The sequence below is a fragment of the Caballeronia jiangsuensis genome (assembly GCF_046030135.1).
Classification (GTDB): Bacteria; Pseudomonadota; Gammaproteobacteria; order Burkholderiales; family Burkholderiaceae; genus Caballeronia; species Caballeronia jiangsuensis.
In genome coordinates this window covers 14157-29403 of sequence record NZ_JAQQDB010000025.1, presented here as the reverse complement: position 1 = coordinate 29403, position 15247 = coordinate 14157, and the positions used below count along the sequence as shown (strand labels likewise).

Annotated in this window: 23 protein-coding genes; all 23 read right to left on the bottom strand. The window is 59.6% G+C overall.

Features of this window, described 5'->3' with window-relative positions; translation table 11 throughout:
• The gene (gene rplR, locus PQR08_RS24430; protein WP_008343872.1) at nucleotides 1-366 is read right to left on the bottom strand and encodes a 50S ribosomal protein L18; all 366 of its coding nucleotides are present in this window, start codon (nucleotides 364-366) and stop codon (nucleotides 1-3) included.
• Between the two features lie 12 nt (nucleotides 367-378).
• Nucleotides 379-912, bottom strand: a complete 534-nt coding sequence (gene rplF / locus PQR08_RS24425; protein WP_035506752.1) for a 50S ribosomal protein L6 — start codon at nucleotides 910-912, stop codon at nucleotides 379-381.
• 18 nt (nucleotides 913-930) lie between these two features.
• A complete protein-coding gene (gene rpsH / locus PQR08_RS24420) occupies nucleotides 931-1326 on the bottom strand; it encodes a 30S ribosomal protein S8 (protein WP_035506756.1) in 396 nt (131 codons plus the stop codon).
• A 14-nt stretch (nucleotides 1327-1340) separates the two neighbouring features.
• On the bottom strand, nucleotides 1341-1646 hold the full coding sequence (rpsN, locus tag PQR08_RS24415; RefSeq protein WP_016346471.1) for a 30S ribosomal protein S14: 306 nt from the start codon (nucleotides 1644-1646) through the stop codon (nucleotides 1341-1343).
• Nucleotides 1647-1653: 7 nt separating this feature from the next.
• Nucleotides 1654-2193 (bottom strand): 50S ribosomal protein L5, encoded by a 540-nt coding sequence (gene rplE, locus PQR08_RS24410; protein ID WP_016346472.1) that lies wholly within the window; start codon nucleotides 2191-2193, stop codon nucleotides 1654-1656.
• 14 nt (nucleotides 2194-2207) lie between these two features.
• Nucleotides 2208-2516: a 50S ribosomal protein L24 gene (gene rplX / locus PQR08_RS24405; protein WP_035967607.1), complete on the bottom strand. Its 309-nt coding sequence runs from the start codon at nucleotides 2514-2516 to the stop codon at nucleotides 2208-2210.
• A gap of 9 nt (nucleotides 2517-2525) precedes the next feature.
• Nucleotides 2526-2894 carry a 50S ribosomal protein L14 gene (gene rplN / locus PQR08_RS24400; protein ID WP_006998478.1) on the bottom strand — a complete coding sequence of 123 codons (369 nt, stop codon included), beginning with the start codon at nucleotides 2892-2894 and terminating at the stop codon, nucleotides 2526-2528.
• A gap of 302 nt (nucleotides 2895-3196) precedes the next feature.
• Nucleotides 3197-3469, bottom strand: a complete 273-nt coding sequence (gene rpsQ / locus PQR08_RS24395; protein ID WP_008343854.1) for a 30S ribosomal protein S17 — start codon at nucleotides 3467-3469, stop codon at nucleotides 3197-3199.
• Nucleotides 3466-3660 (bottom strand): 50S ribosomal protein L29, encoded by a 195-nt coding sequence (gene rpmC, locus PQR08_RS24390; protein WP_007180130.1) that lies wholly within the window; start codon nucleotides 3658-3660, stop codon nucleotides 3466-3468. The genes rpsQ and rpmC overlap by 4 nt, the downstream gene beginning before the upstream one ends.
• A gap of 10 nt (nucleotides 3661-3670) precedes the next feature.
• Nucleotides 3671-4087 carry a 50S ribosomal protein L16 gene (rplP, locus tag PQR08_RS24385; protein ID WP_008343852.1) on the bottom strand — a complete coding sequence of 139 codons (417 nt, stop codon included), beginning with the start codon at nucleotides 4085-4087 and terminating at the stop codon, nucleotides 3671-3673.
• A gap of 2 nt (nucleotides 4088-4089) precedes the next feature.
• Nucleotides 4090-4884: a 30S ribosomal protein S3 gene (gene rpsC, locus PQR08_RS24380; protein ID WP_035506762.1), complete on the bottom strand. Its 795-nt coding sequence runs from the start codon at nucleotides 4882-4884 to the stop codon at nucleotides 4090-4092.
• 11 nt (nucleotides 4885-4895) lie between these two features.
• On the bottom strand, nucleotides 4896-5225 hold the full coding sequence (rplV, locus tag PQR08_RS24375) for a 50S ribosomal protein L22 (protein WP_007730533.1): 330 nt from the start codon (nucleotides 5223-5225) through the stop codon (nucleotides 4896-4898).
• A gap of 12 nt (nucleotides 5226-5237) precedes the next feature.
• The gene (gene rpsS / locus PQR08_RS24370) at nucleotides 5238-5513 is read right to left on the bottom strand and encodes a 30S ribosomal protein S19 (protein WP_035506764.1); all 276 of its coding nucleotides are present in this window, start codon (nucleotides 5511-5513) and stop codon (nucleotides 5238-5240) included.
• Nucleotides 5514-5523: 10 nt separating this feature from the next.
• A complete protein-coding gene (rplB, locus tag PQR08_RS24365; protein ID WP_035506766.1) occupies nucleotides 5524-6351 on the bottom strand; it encodes a 50S ribosomal protein L2 in 828 nt (275 codons plus the stop codon).
• 2 nt (nucleotides 6352-6353) lie between these two features.
• Nucleotides 6354-6668: a 50S ribosomal protein L23 gene (gene rplW / locus PQR08_RS24360; RefSeq protein ID WP_008343846.1), complete on the bottom strand. Its 315-nt coding sequence runs from the start codon at nucleotides 6666-6668 to the stop codon at nucleotides 6354-6356.
• Nucleotides 6665-7285, bottom strand: coding sequence for a 50S ribosomal protein L4 (gene rplD, locus PQR08_RS24355; protein WP_035506767.1), 621 nt, complete (start codon nucleotides 7283-7285; stop codon nucleotides 6665-6667). Before rplD ends, rplW begins: the two co-directional genes overlap by 4 nt.
• On the bottom strand, nucleotides 7285-7944 hold the full coding sequence (gene rplC / locus PQR08_RS24350; protein WP_035506792.1) for a 50S ribosomal protein L3: 660 nt from the start codon (nucleotides 7942-7944) through the stop codon (nucleotides 7285-7287). Before rplC ends, rplD begins: the two co-directional genes overlap by 1 nt.
• A gap of 209 nt (nucleotides 7945-8153) precedes the next feature.
• Complete coding sequence (gene rpsJ / locus PQR08_RS24345; RefSeq protein ID WP_006998489.1) at nucleotides 8154-8465, bottom strand: 30S ribosomal protein S10; 312 nt, start codon at nucleotides 8463-8465, stop codon at nucleotides 8154-8156.
• Between the two features lie 140 nt (nucleotides 8466-8605).
• Entirely contained in the window at nucleotides 8606-9796 is a 1191-nt protein-coding gene (tuf, locus tag PQR08_RS24340) for an elongation factor Tu (protein WP_250484237.1), read from the bottom strand.
• A 67-nt stretch (nucleotides 9797-9863) separates the two neighbouring features.
• Nucleotides 9864-11966, bottom strand: a complete 2103-nt coding sequence (gene fusA / locus PQR08_RS24335; RefSeq protein WP_371880510.1) for an elongation factor G — start codon at nucleotides 11964-11966, stop codon at nucleotides 9864-9866.
• Between the two features lie 118 nt (nucleotides 11967-12084).
• A complete protein-coding gene (gene rpsG, locus PQR08_RS24330; RefSeq protein ID WP_006053291.1) occupies nucleotides 12085-12555 on the bottom strand; it encodes a 30S ribosomal protein S7 in 471 nt (156 codons plus the stop codon).
• A gap of 181 nt (nucleotides 12556-12736) precedes the next feature.
• A complete protein-coding gene (gene rpsL, locus PQR08_RS24325) occupies nucleotides 12737-13117 on the bottom strand; it encodes a 30S ribosomal protein S12 (RefSeq protein ID WP_006998493.1) in 381 nt (126 codons plus the stop codon).
• A 218-nt stretch (nucleotides 13118-13335) separates the two neighbouring features.
• The gene (gene recQ, locus PQR08_RS24320) at nucleotides 13336-15183 is read right to left on the bottom strand and encodes a DNA helicase RecQ (RefSeq protein WP_408162521.1); all 1848 of its coding nucleotides are present in this window, start codon (nucleotides 15181-15183) and stop codon (nucleotides 13336-13338) included.
• Nucleotides 15184-15247 lie beyond the last annotated feature (64 nt).

Genomic DNA, 15247 nt, shown 5'->3' with positions numbered 1-15247 from the left:
TTAGAACTTGAGCCCGGCTTCACGCGCCGCATCAGCCAGCGCCTTCACGCGGCCGTGGTAGCGGAAACCCGAGCGGTCAAAGGCGACGGATTCGATGCCGGCAGCCTTGGCCTTTTCGGCGATACGCTTGCCGATCAGGGTCGCAGCGTTGACGTTGCCGCCCTTGCCCGACTTGTCGGCGAGTTCAGCGCGCACTTCAGCTTCGAGCGTCGAGGCGCTTGCCACGACTTTCGTACCGCACGCCGAGAACACTTGCGCGTAGATATGCGTATTCGTGCGATGCACGGCCAGACGCGGAACCTGCAGCTCAGCGATCTTGATACGCGTCTGACGAGCGCGGCGCAGGCGAGATTGAGTCTTATCCATGATTGCGCACCTTTACTTCTTCTTCGTTTCTTTGAGGATCACGACCTCGTCGGAATAGCGCACGCCTTTGCCCTTGTACGGCTCAGGCGGACGATAGCCGCGCACTTCTGCTGCGGTCTGTCCGACTTTCTGCTTGTCGATCCCCTTGATCACGATTTCGGTTTGCGACGGAGTTTCAGCCTTGACGCCTTCCGGCATCTGGTGCACCACGGGGTGCGAGAAACCCAGCGACAGGTTCAGCTTGTCGCCTTGCGCTTGCGCACGATACCCGACGCCAACCAGCGTCAGCTTGCGCTCGAAACCCTTGGTGACGCCCTGCACCATGTTCGCCACCAGGGCGCGCATTGTGCCGGACATCGCGTTTGCTTCGCGGCTTTCGTCGGCCGGAGCGAGCTTCAACGTGCCGTTATCGTTCGTCACGGTCACCAGCTTGTTAGCCGGTTGCGAAATCGTGCCGAGCGGGCCCTTAACGGTGATGACGTCGCTCTTGATGGCCACTTCCGCGCCTTGCGGCAGCGCGATCGGGCTTTTACCTACTCGAGACATGTTTCTTCTCCTTAGGCGTTAAGCGACGTAGCAGATGACTTCGCCGCCGACGCCGTTCTGGCGCGCCTTGCGGTCGGTCATCACACCCTTCGGCGTCGACACGATGGCAACACCGAGGCCGTTCATGACCTGCGGAATGTCGTTGCGACCGCGGTACACGCGCAAGCCAGGCTTCGAAACGCGCTCGAGGCGCTCGATCACCGGACGGCCAGCGTAGTACTTCAACGCGATATTCAATTCGATCTTCGCGCCTTCAGCCTTTACTGCGAAGTCGTCGATATAACCTTCGTCCTTCAAAACCTGCGCAATCGCAACCTTGACTTTCGACGAGGGCATAGTCACCGAAACCTTCTCGACCATCTGCGCGTTGCGGATGCGAGTCAGCATATCGGCGATAGGATCACTCATGCTCATTTATGTTTCTCCTATTACCAGCTCGCCTTGGTCAGGCCAGGGATTTCGCCGCGGAAAGCGATTTCACGAATCTTGCCGCGCGCGAGTCCAAACTTGCGGAACGTGCCACGCGGACGACCCGTGATCGCGCAGCGGTTACGCTTGCGAGTGGGGTTCGAGTTACGCGGCAGTTGTTGCAGCGCCAGACGCGCGAAGTAACGCTCTTCGTCCGACTTGCTTGCGTCATCGATCACAGCCTTCAGCTCAGCACGCTTCGGAGCGTACTTGGCTGCCAGGCGCGCGCGCTTCTTTTCACGTTCGATCAGTGCCAGTTTAGCCACGGTAACCTCAGTTTCTGAACGGGAACTTGAAGCCGGCGAGCAGCGCCTTTGCTTCGTCGTCAGTCTTCGCGGTAGTCGTGATGCTGATGTTCAGCCCACGCAGCGCGTCGATCTTGTCGTAGTCGATTTCGGGGAAAATGATCTGCTCTTTCACACCGATGTTGTAGTTGCCACGACCGTCGAATGCACGGCCCGAGACGCCACGGAAGTCACGCACACGGGGGAGCGCAACCGTCACGAAACGGTCGAGGAATTCGTACATCGCTTGGCCGCGCAGCGTGACCATCGCGCCGATCGGGTAGCCTTGACGAATCTTGAAGCCTGCGATTGCCTTGCGCGCCTTCGTGATAACCGGCTTCTGGCCAGCGATCTTCGTCAGGTCGCCCACGGCGTTTTCGATGATCTTCTTGTCAGCGACGGCTTCGCCAAGGCCCATGTTCAGGGTGATCTTGGTGATGCGCGGCACTTCCATGACAGACTTGTAGCCGAACTTTTCAACGAGTTGCGGCACAACCTTTTCTTTATAAATCTCTTGCAGACGAGCCATTTTTTAACTCCGCGTCAGGCGTTAAGCGTGGCGCCGGTCGACTTCAAGAAGCGAACCTTCTTTCCGTCTTCGACCTTGATGCCCACACGCGATGCCTTGCCATTCGCGTCGACCAATGCGACGTTCGAAATATGCAGCGGCATCGTTTTGGCTTCCACACCGCCCGTCGTACCCTTCATCGGGTTCGGCTTCACGTGCTTCTTGACGAGGTTGATGCCCTCGACCGTCACACGATCTTCCGCAACGACCAGCACGGTACCGCGCTTGCCCTTGTCCTTGCCGGTGATGACGATGACTTCGTCACCCTTGCGAATCTTGTTCATCGCGACTCCTTACAGCACTTCCGGCGCGAGCGAAACGATCTTCATGAATCGTTCGCTACGCAGTTCACGCGTAACCGGCCCAAAAATACGCGTGCCGATCGGCTCCAGCTTGGTATTCAACAAAACGGCGGCATTGCCGTCGAACTTGATGAGCGAGCCATCCTGGCGACGCACGCCCTTGGCCGTACGAACGACCACGGCGTTGTAGATTTCGCCCTTTTTCACGCGTCCGCGCGGCGTCGCTTCCTTGACGGTCACCTTGATGATGTCGCCAATGCTAGCGTAACGACGCTTCGAACCGCCGAGCACCTTGATGCACATGACTTCACGCGCACCCGTGTTGTCGGCCACTTCAAGCCGAGTTTCGGTCTGGATCATGGTTTATCTTTCCCAACTTAATCCGGTCGCACCACCATGGCACAGCCGGTCAGTCTTGGTCCCGTCAGCCAGCTGGCTGCTTGGGTTAGAACAGGCAGCGAGGGCAGACGAAACCCGCCATCGCAATCCGGTGAATCTGTCGACTCAGGCTGGCGCCCGAACCGGCTTCCCCCACCAGTTTCGCCCGCGACGGGGCTCCCACAAAGAGGGAAGACCGAGATTATAACAAATAATCTCGGTCTTGCAAGCGAAACTTACTGCGACACGATTTGCTACTGCATCGCGGTACTACAACTTCTGCTTCAGATCACGCGAGCCGCTTCAACGAGCTTCGACACAACCCAAGCCTTCGTCTTCGAAATCGGACGAGTTTCCTGGATTTCGACGAGATCGCCTTCGTTGTACGTGTTCGCGTCGTCATGCGCGTGGTACTTCTTCGAACGCACGACGTACTTGCCGTAGATCGGATGCTTCACGCGGTGCTCGACCAGAACGGTGACCGTCTTGTCCATCTTGTTGCTGACGACCTTGCCGACCAGCGTCCGCTTGAGCGAGGTTTTTACGCTATCGTTCATTTCTGGTTCGCCTTCTCAGTCAGGACGGTGCGCACACGTGCGATGTCGCGACGGACCTTCTTCAGTTGGCTCGTGTTCGTGAGCTGTTGGGTCGCGAGTTGCATACGCAAGCCGAATTGCGCCTTCAGCAGGTCCGACAGCTCTTTGTTGAGCGCGGCCTGGTCTTTCTGGTGAAGTTCAGATGCCTTCATCATTTACTCCTTAGGCGCCGAGCTGACGTACGACGAAGTTCGTCTTGAGCGGCAGTTTGGCTGCAGCCAGACGGAACGCTTCGCGCGCCAGTTCTTCGGAGACGCCGTCCATTTCGTACAGCATCTTGCCCGGTTGAATTTCAGCGACGTAGTACTCCGGGTTACCCTTACCGTTACCCATACGCACTTCGGCCGGCTTCTGCGAAATCGGCTTGTCCGGGAAAATACGGATCCAGATCCGGCCACCACGCTTGATGTGACGCGTCATTGCACGACGCGCCGCTTCGATTTGACGCGCGGTCAAACGGCCGCGACCGATAGCCTTCAGACCGTATTCACCGAACGACACCGCGTTGCCGCGCGTCGCCTTGCCGGTGTTACGACCTTTCTGCTCTTTGCGATACTTTCTGCGTTTCGGTTGCAGCATCGTTATTCTCCAGTCTTCGCGTCACCGCCAGCGCGACGGGGTGCACCACGACGAGCACCAGCCGGAGCGCCTTCACCATCACGACGCGGACGGCGATCGCCACCCGGACGTGCGTTGCGGCGCGGACGCTTTTCTTCCGCCACTTCTTCAACCACCGGCGCTTCGTTGCGGCCCAGGGTGTCACCCTTGTAGACCCACACCTTCACGCCGATGATGCCGTACGTGGTCTTCGCTTCCGACGTCGCGTAATCGATATCCGCACGCAGCGTATGGAGGGGCACGCGACCTTCGCGATACCACTCGGTACGAGCGATTTCGATACCGTTCAGACGGCCCGCGCTCATGATCTTGATGCCCTGGGCGCCAAGACGCATCGCGTTCTGCATCGCGCGCTTCATCGCGCGGCGGAACATGATCCGGCGCTCGAGCTGCTGCGTAATGGAGTCAGCGATCAGCTGAGCATCCGTCTCCGGCTTGCGGATCTCTTCGATGTTGACGTGAACCGGAACGCCCATGCGCTTCTGCAGTTCAGCCTTCAGCGATTCGATGTCTTCGCCCTTCTTGCCGATGACCACGCCCGGACGCGAACTGTAAATCGTGATGCGCGCGTTCTTCGCCGGACGCTCGATGACGACGCGACCGACCGAAGCGTTCTTCAGCTTCTTCTTCAGGTATTCACGAACACCGATGTCTTCCTGCAACATCGCCGCGAAATTGTTGTTGTTCGCATACCAGCGCGAAGCCCAATTGCGGCTGACGGCCAAACGGAAGCCAGTCGGATGAATTTTCTGTCCCATCGTATGGCTCCTTAATTCCCGACCGTCACAGTGATGTGACAGGATTGCTTCTCGATGCGGTTACCGCGACCCTTAGCGCGTGCGGTGAAACGCTTCAGCGAAGCAGCCTTGTCGACGTAAATGCTCGTGATCTTGAGCTCGTCGATATCGGCGCCTTCGTTGTGTTCCGCATTCGCGATCGCAGACAGCACGACCTTCTTGACGATACCCGCCGCCTTCTTCGGCGAGAACGTCAGGACGTTCAGCGCCTTGTCGACCGGCAAACCACGAATCTGGTCAGCCACAAGGCGCGTTTTCTGCGCCGAGATGCGGGCACCGCGATGAATTGCTTTCACTTCCATCTTGATAGCCCCTTATTTCTTGGCCTTCTTGTCGGCCGCGTGACCCTTGAACGTACGGGTCAGTGCGAACTCGCCAAGCTTGTGGCCGACCATGTTTTCCGTGACATACACCGGAACGTGCTGACGGCCGTTGTGAACAGCGATCGTCAGGCCGATGAAATCCGGCAGAATCGTCGAGCGACGCGACCAGGTCTTGATCGGCTTCTTGTCGCGCGTAGCTGCTGCCGACTCAACTTTCTTCAGCAAATGAGCGTCGCAGAACGGACCTTTTTTAGCAGAACGTGTCATTGCCTACTCCTTAACGCTTGTGACGGCGCTGGACGATCATCGTCGTCGTGCGCTTGTTGCTGCGGGTGCGATAACCCTTCGTCGGCGTGCCCCACGGGCTCACCGGGTCGCGACCTGCAGCCGTCTTGCCTTCACCACCGCCGTGCGGGTGATCGACCGGGTTCATTGCAACACCACGCACCGTCGGACGGATACCGCGCCAGCGGTTTGCGCCGGCCTTACCGATTTGACGCAGGCTGTGCTCTTCGTTGCCCACTTCACCGATGGTCGCGCGGCACTCGACGTGCACGCGGCGGATTTCGCCCGAACGCAGACGCACTTGAGCGTAGACGCCTTCGCGAGCCAGCAGCATGGCCGACGTGCCAGCCGAACGCGCGATTTGCGCGCCCTTGCCCGGCAGCATTTCAATGCAGTGGATCGTCGTACCGACCGGAATGTTGCGGATCGGCAGCGTGTTGCCTGCCTTGATCGGCGCTTCCGAACCCGACATCAGCGGCGTACCAACCGTCACGCCCTTCGGCGCGATGATGTAGCGACGCTCGCCGTCTGCGTACAGAACCAGCGCGATGTTCGCGCTACGGTTCGGGTCGTACTCGAGACGCTCGACCTTTGCCGGAATGCCGTCCTTGTTGCGACGGAAGTCGACGATACGATAGTGCTGCTTGTGACCACCGCCCTGGTGACGCGTGGTGATACGGCCGTTGTTGTTACGGCCCGCCGACTTGGATTGCGAGTCGAGCAGCGCTGCGTGCGGCGCGCCCTTATGCAGATCCTTGTTGACGATCTTGACCATCGCGCGGCGACCCGGCGAGGTCGGCTTAACTTTCACGATTGCCATGATTACTTGGCCTCCGCTTCAAAGTTGATTTCCTGGCCGGGCTTCAGGCAGACGTACGCCTTCTTCACGTCCTTGCGCTTACCGTTGAAGCGGCCAAAGCGCTTGGCTTTGCCCTTCGTGACGAGCACGTTGACGGAATTGACTTCGACCTTGAACAGCAGCTCGACAGCAGCCTTCACTTCCTGCTTCGTGGCGTCCGGCGCGACTTCGAACACGACTTGCTCGTTCTTGTCGGCAACCAGCGTCGCCTTTTCGGAGATCACCGGAGCGAGCAGAACTTGCATCAAACGATGATCGTTTTTGCGAATTTCGCTCATGACAGCAACTCCTCGATCTGAGCGACCGCAGCCTTCGTGATCAGAATCTTCTTGAAATAGATCAGCGAGAGCGGGTCGGCGTAACGCGGCTCGACAACTGCCACGTGGGCCAGGTTGCGCGACGCGAGGTACAGGTTCTCGTCGACCGTATCGGTAATGACCAACACGGATTCGAGACCCATCGCCTTGAATTTATCGGCCAACAGCTTGGTCTTCGGGGCTTCGAGCGCGAGGTCTTCGACCACCGCGATACGGCCTTCGCGAGCCAGCTGCGAGAAGATCGAGCAGAGGCCTGCGCGATGCATCTTCTTGTTGACCTTGTGCGAGAAGTTTTCTTCCGGCGAGTTCGGGAAGATACGACCACCGCCACGCCACAACGGGCTCGACGACATACCGGCACGAGCACGGCCCGTACCCTTCTGACGCCACGGCTTCTTGGTGGTGTGCTTGACCTGCTCGCGGTCCTTCTGCGCGCGGTTGCCGCTACGTGCGTTCGCTTGATAAGCGACGACGATCTGGTGAATCAGGGCTTCGTTGTAATCGCGACCGAACACGACGTCCGATGCGTTCACGCCAGCGCCTTCCTGACCATTGGCATTCAGGAGCTTAAGTTCCATTATTTCGCTCCTTTCACAGCACGCGCCTTGACGGCCGGGGTCACGAAGACCTTGCCGCCCTTCGCACCCGGAACTGCACCGCGGACGAGCAGCAGATTGCGCTCAGCGTCGATGCGGGCGATTTCGAGATTTTGAACCGTGACGGTCTCGTCACCGAGGTGACCCGTCATGCGCTTACCAGGGAACACGCGACCCGGATCCTGCGCCATACCGATCGAACCCGGAACGTTGTGCGAACGCGAGTTACCGTGCGTCGCGCGACCCGAGGCGAAGTTGTAGCGCTTGATCGTGCCGGCATAACCCTTACCGATCGACGTGCCTTGCACATCAACCTTCTGGCCGACTTCGAAAATGTCCGTACCGATCACGGCGCCGTTCGACAGTTCACCTGCCTTGGCCGTATCGATATGGAATTCCTTGAGGATTTCACCGGCTTGAACACCGGCTTTGGCGAGGTGACCCGCCAGCGGCTTCGTCACGCGAGATGCGCGGCGAGCACCGAATGCAACCTGAACGGCGGTATAACCATCCGTTTCAACGGTCTTGATCTGCGTCACGCGGTTGTCCGACACGTCCAGCACGGTGACGGGGATCGAATCCCCTTCAGGCGTGAAGATACGGGTCATGCCAACCTTGCGACCTACGAGTCCAAGGCTCATCGTTTTCTCCATTCCCAACTGCGATTGGTCGGGGCTGATTTACAAATGCCGGCTTCGTTACGAGAAACTGGGTCGGCTTTCTTGCGTCTCTTTCGTGCGAATAGGCGCGAAAAGCCTTGGAGTATAACAAGGCTTTTCGAATCCCGCAAGCAATCAAAGACTTAGCATCTTCTAGCGCACCTGCAGGCACGCCAGACTGCTTTCCGCACTTACTGCAGCTTGATCTCGACGTCGACGCCAGCGGGCAGATCGAGCTTCATCAGCGCGTCAACGGTCTTGTCCGTCGGATCGACGATATCCATCAGGCGCTGGTGGGTACGGATTTCGAGCTGATCGCGCGACGTCTTGTTGACGTGCGGCGAACGCAGGATGTCAAAACGCTGAATACGCGTCGGCAGCGGCACCGGACCACGGACGATCGCGCCAGTCCGCTTCGCGGTATCGACGATTTCGGCTGCCGATTGATCGATCAGGCGATAGTCGAAAGCCTTCAGACGAATGCGGATTTTCTGGTTCTGCATGACGATTCCTTGAAAAGAGCGAGGCGGTATTGCACCGCACATCTGGCAAAAGAGCGTGGGACCGGGCGCTCGCTGAGAGCGAGTGCCCGGTCCCGGTTTTTACAGCATTACTGCAACTTCAATCGAGCAAGCCCGACATCTTACTCGATAATCTTCGCCACGACACCGGCGCCGACGGTACGGCCGCCTTCGCGAATGGCGAAGCGCAGACCTTCTTCCATGGCGATCGGAGCGATCAGCTTCACCGTGATCGACACGTTGTCGCCCGGCATCACCATTTCCTTGTCCTTCGGCAGCTCGATCGAGCCCGTCACGTCCGTCGTACGGAAGTAGAACTGCGGACGGTAGTTGTTGAAGAACGGCGTGTGACGGCCGCCTTCGTCCTTGCTCAGCACGTACACTTCAGCCGTGAAGTGCGTGTGCGGCGTGATCGAACCCGGCTTCGACAGCACTTGGCCGCGCTCCACGTCTTCACGCTTCGTGCCGCGCAGCAGGATACCGACGTTGTCGCCTGCCTGACCTTGGTCGAGCAGCTTGCGGAACATTTCCACGCCCGTGCAGGTCGTCTTCACCGTCGGCTTGATACCGACGATTTCGATTTCCTCGCCGACCTTCACCACGCCGCGCTCGATACGACCCGTCACCACCGTGCCACGACCCGAGATCGAGAACACGTCTTCCACCGGCATCAGGAACGAACCGTCAACTGCGCGCTCCGGCGTCGGGATGTACGAATCCAGCGCGTCGGCCAGGTTCATGATCGCCACTTCGCCCAACTCGCCCTTGTCGCCTTCCAGCGCCAGCTTGGCCGAACCCTTGATGATCGGCGTGTCGTCGCCCGGGAAGTCGTACTTCGACAGAAGCTCGCGCACTTCCATTTCGACGAGCTCGAGCAGCTCGGCGTCGTCCACCATGTCGCACTTGTTCAGAAACACGATGATGTACGGCACGCCAACCTGACGGGCCAGCAGGATGTGCTCACGCGTTTGCGGCATCGGGCCGTCAGCGGCCGAGCACACCAGGATTGCGCCGTCCATCTGCGCTGCGCCCGTGATCATGTTCTTCACATAGTCAGCGTGGCCCGGGCAGTCGACGTGTGCGTAGTGGCGGTTAGCCGTTTCGTACTCGACGTGCGCGGTGTTGATCGTGATACCACGCGCCTTTTCTTCCGGCGCTGCGTCGATCTGGTCGTACGCCTTCGCTTCGCCGCCGAACTTCTGCGTGAGAACCGTCGTGATCGCTGCCGTCAGCGTGGTCTTGCCGTGGTCAACGTGACCGATCGTGCCCACGTTCACGTGCGGCTTGGTCCGCTCGAATTTACCTTTTGCCATGATTACCTTCTTTCAAAGTTTGGTTATCGGTTAAAGCTTGTGGCTTGCGCCGAATTACTTGCGGGTATTACTTACCCTTGGCGTTGATGATCGCTTCGGCGACGTTACGCGGAGCTTCGGAGTAGTGCTTGAACTCCATCGTGTACGTGGCGCGGCCTTGCGTCAGCGAACGCAGCGACGTCGAGTAGCCGAACATTTCCGACAGCGGCACTTCGGCGCGAACGATCTTGCCGCCGCCAATCATGTCTTCCATGCCCTGGACAATACCGCGACGGCCCGACAGGTCGCCCATCACGTTGCCCATGTAGTCTTCCGGCGTTTCGACTTCCACAGCCATCATCGGTTCGAGGATGACCGGGCTTGCCTTGCGCATTGCTTCCTTGAAGGCCATCGAACCGGCCATGCGGAACGCGTTTTCGTTCGAGTCGACGTCGTGGTACGAACCGAACGTCAGGTGAACCTTCACGTCGACCACCGGGAAACCAGCCAGCACGCCCGACTTCAGCGTTTCCTGGATACCCTTGTCCACTGCCGGGATGTATTCGCGCGGAATCACGCCGCCCTTGATCTCGTCCAGGAACTCGTAGCCCTTGCCCTGCTCGTTCGGCTCGAGCGTGATGACCGCGTGACCGTACTGGCCGCGACCACCCGACTGCTTGACGAACTTGCCGTCGACGTCTTCCGCCTTGCTGCGGATCGTCTCGCGGTAAGCAACCTGCGGCTTGCCGACAGTCGCTTCCACGCCGAATTCGCGACGCATACGGTCAACCAGAATTTCCAGGTGGAGCTCGCCCATGCCCGAAATGATGGTTTGGCCCGATTCTTCGTCCGTTTGCACGCGGAACGACGGATCTTCCTGCGCCAGACGGTTCAGCGCCAGCCCCATCTTTTCCTGGTCAGGCTTCGTCTTCGGCTCGACTGCCTGCGAAATCACCGGCTCCGGGAAAATCATGCGTTCGAGCACGATCGGGTGTTGCGGATCGCACAGCGTGTCGCCGGTGGTCGCTTCTTTCAGACCGACTGCCGCCGCGATATCGCCCGCGCGCACTTCCTTGATTTCTTCGCGCTGGTTGGCGTGCATCTGCAGAATACGGCCGAGGCGTTCCTTCTTGTCCTTGGTCGCGTTCAGCACGGTGTCACCCGAATTCACAACGCCCGAGTACACGCGGAAGAAGATCAGCTGACCGACGAACGGGTCCGTCATGATCTTGAACGCCAGCGACGAGAACTTCTCGTCGTCGGCTGCACGACGCTCGCCCTTCTCACCGCTTTCGAGTTCGCCCGTAACCGGCGGAATGTCGATCGGCGACGGCAGGAAGTCGATCACGGCGTCGAGCATGCGCTGCACGCCCTTGTTCTTGAACGCAGTGCCGCACAGCATCGGCTGAATTTCGCACGCGATGGTCCGGTCGCGGATCGCCTTGACGATTTCCGCTTCGGTCAGCTCTTCGCCGCCGAGGTACTTTTCCATCAGCTCTTCGGTCGCTTCGGCAGCCGACTCGATCATCTTCTCGCGCCACTCGTTGCACGTGTCGACGAGTTCAGCCGGGATATCGACGTAGTCGAACTTGGTGCCTTGCGACGCTTCGTCCCAAATGATCGCCTTCATCTTGATCAGGTCGACCACGCCCGTGAACGTGTCTTCAGCGCCGATCGGCACCACGACGGGAACCGGGTTCGCCTTCAGACGCGTCTTCAACTGGTCGTAGACCTTGAAGAAGTTCGCGCCGGTACGGTCCATCTTGTTGACGAACGCGAGACGGGGAACCTTGTACTTGTTAGCCTGACGCCACACGGTTTCCGACTGCGGCTGCACGCCGCCCACTGCACAGTAGACCATGCACGCGCCGTCGAGAACGCGCATCGAGCGTTCCACTTCGATCGTGAAGTCGACGTGTCCCGGGGTGTCGATGATGTTGATGCGGTGCTCGGGATAGTTGCCGCCCATGCCCTTCCAGAAGGCCGTGGTAGCAGCCGACGTGATGGTGATGCCGCGCTCCTGCTCCTGCTCCATCCAGTCCATCGTTGCCGCGCCGTCGTGAACTTCACCGATCTTGTGGTTCACGCCCGTGTAAAACAGAATGCGCTCGGTCGTCGTCGTTTTGCCGGCGTCGATGTGAGCGCTGATACCGATATTGCGGTAGCGCTCGATAGGTGTCTTGCGAGCCACTTTGGATCCTTTTTCGGTCGACGCGCCAGCGAGTGCGAGCGCGCCCTAACACAAACGGGCGAGGCGCCTGGAGTAGCGCACCCGCCCTGATTTTTCCGTTTGCTCTACGAGCGGGAGCTTAGAAACGGAAGTGCGAGAATGCCTTGTTGGCCTCTGCCATGCGGTGAACTTCGTCGCGCTTCTTCATCGCGCCGCCGCGGCCTTCAGCCGCTTCGGAGAGTTCACCTGCCAGACGCAGGGCCATCGACTTTTCGCTGCGCTTCTTCGCGGCTTCACGCAACCAACGCATCGCCAATGCCATACGACGCGAGGGACGCACTTCGACCGGAACCTGATAGTTGGCACCACCAACGCGACGGCTCTTCACTTCGACCACCGGCTTCACGTTGTTGAGCGCAACCGTGAACACTTCCAGCGGGTCCTTGCCACCCTTGGTCTGGATCTGTTCAAAAGCGCCGTACACGATACGCTCGGCAACCGACTTCTTGCCGGAGAGCATCAGCACGTTCATGAACTTGGCTACATCTACGTTACCGAACTTCGGATCCGGCAACACTTCCCGCTTGGGGACTTCGCGACGACGCGGCATGATTCTTCCTTTACTTTTTCAGTTGGAGTTGGCCTTCAACTCCGCGGCCACCAACAAACCCGATCCATCTATTCGACTAAACCAGCTTGGCCGGGTGACCACTTACTCGACAGCACCGGCACTTCCGGCACCATCGCCTAAACCGCCTTGCGGCGACCTGACTCTTACTTTTGACCGAGACTTACTTACCGGCCTTCGCGCGCTTTGCACCGTACTTCGAGCGAGCTTGCTTACGGTCCTTGACGCCCTGGGTGTCCAGCGAGCCGCGAACCATGTGGTAACGCACACCCGGCAAGTCCTTCACACGGCCGCCGCGGATCAGCACAACCGAGTGCTCTTGCAGGTTGTGGCCTTCACCGCCGATGTACGAAATGACTTCGAAGCCGTTCGTCAGACGAACCTTTGCAACTTTACGAAGTGCCGAGTTCGGCTTCTTCGGCGTCGTGGTGTACACGCGAGTGCACACGCCACGACGCTGAGGGCAGTCCTGCAGGGCCGGCGACTTGCTCTTCGTCGTTTCCGACGCGCGGCCTTTGCGAACCAGTTGATTGATGGTTGGCATTGTTTAATCCTAAAAATGAACAGAATCCGCGCAATTCTTTCGGGCAAAGCGAAGACAATTGCGCGTTTGACGATCTCGCCGATGAATTCCGCTTTTTGCACCCGGCGCTAGGCCGGTTCCGAAGGCGGACCAAGAACGAGAACCAAGCATGATATTCCGAAAATCGCAATCGGGTCAATACGTTGCGACAATTTCGAGGGCTTTTCGCATGCGTGGCATCAATCGGAACCGACGACGGCGAGCAATTCGTCACCGAAGCGTTCCAGTTTGCGCACGCCGATGCCAGGAATGTGGCGCAGATCGTCGATCGTATCGGGATCGCTGCGGACGATCTCGGCGAGCGTGGCGTCATGGAAAATGACGTAGGCCGGCACACCGTCGCTCTTCGCGGTCTCCGCGCGCCAACTGCGCAGTCGCTCCCAACGGGCCTTTTCGCGCGCTGACATGCCGGCGGTCGGATCCGCGCGCTCGCCGGTTCGACTGGAAGACTGACGTGCTCGAGTCGGCTTTACGTATTTGCGCAACGTGACGTGCTCTTCGCCCTTCAGGACAGGCTTGCTGGCGTCGGTCAGCACGAGCGCGCCAAAACCGTCGTGATCGACGGCGAGATAGCCGAACGCCACGAGTTGCCGGAACACCGCGCGCCACTCGGGTTCGGAAAGCGCGGCGCCGACACCGAAGGTTGAAATCTTCTCGTGTCCGCGCTGCAGGACTTTCTCGCTGCGGGTGCCGCGCAGGATATCGATGAGATGGCCCGCGCCAAAACGAAATCCGCTCGCCTTCTGCGCGCGATACACGCACGACAGCGCCATTTGCGCCTCGCGTGTGGCATCGAAGGACGCGGGCGGCTCGAGACACGTATCGCAGTTGCCGCACGGCTTGCTGCTCTCACCAAAGTACGCAAGCAGACGCACGCGACGACACGACGCCACCTCGCACAGACCCAGCAGCGCATCGAGTTTGCCGGTCTGCACGCGCTTGTGTGCGTCGTCGGCTTCGGATTCGTCGATCATCTTGCGCTGCTGCACGACGTCGCCCAGTCCGTACGCCATCCACGCGTTCGCCGGTAGACCGTCGCGGCCGGCGCGCCCCGTTTCCTGGTAATAGCCCTCGACGCTCTTCGGCAAATCCAGATGCGCGACAAAGCGCACGTCCGGCTTGTCGATGCCCATGCCGAACGCGATCGTCGCGCACATGACGACGCCCTCCTCGCGCTGAAACATCTCCTGATGCTTTTGGCGCGTCTCGAACTCCATGCCGGCGTGGTACGGCAGCGCGCGAATGCCCTGGCCCTTCATCCACTCCGCGGTTTCTTCGACCTTGCGCCGCGACAGACAGTACACCACGCCCGCATCGGTCGTGCCGTCCTTGTTCGTGTGCTCGGCCCGGATGAAATCGAGCAGCTGCGAGCGCGCGTTGTCCTTCTCGACGATGCGATACCGAATGTTCGGCCGGTCGAAACTGGAAACGAAGATGCGCGCATCGTCCAGCGCGAGCCGATGGACGATTTCATCGCGCGTGATCGCGTCGGCAGTAGCGGTGAGCGCGATGCGCGGGACATCCGGAAACCGCTCGTGCAGCACCGAAAGCTGAATGTACTCGGGGCGGAAATCGTGCCCCCATTGCGACACACAGTGCGCTTCATCGATGGCGAAAAGTCCGACGCGCGCGCGTTCGAGCAGTTCGAGAAAGCGCGGCGTCATCAGTCGTTCGGGCGCGACGTAAAGGAGATCGATGTCGCCATCGCGCAGCGCGCGCTCGGTGGCCGCGGCCTCGGCGCCCGACAAGGTCGAATTCAGATATGCGGCGCGCACGCCGACTTCCTTGAGGGCCGCGACCTGATCCTGCATCAGCGCGATCAGTGGGGACACCACGATGCCCGCGCCGAGCCCGGCCTCGCTGCGCACGAGGGACGGTATCTGATAGCACAGCGACTTGCCGCCGCCCGTTGGCATGAGAACGAGCGAATCGCCGCCGTTCGCGACATGCTCGACGATCTCCGCCTGTTGTCCGCGAAATGCGGGATAGCCGAAGATTTCGTTGAGTATTTCGAGTGGGCGGGACATGGAAGACGGGTGCGTACTGCGATGAGAGATAACGAATTCTACCAACGCATCCACGCGCGCCGAC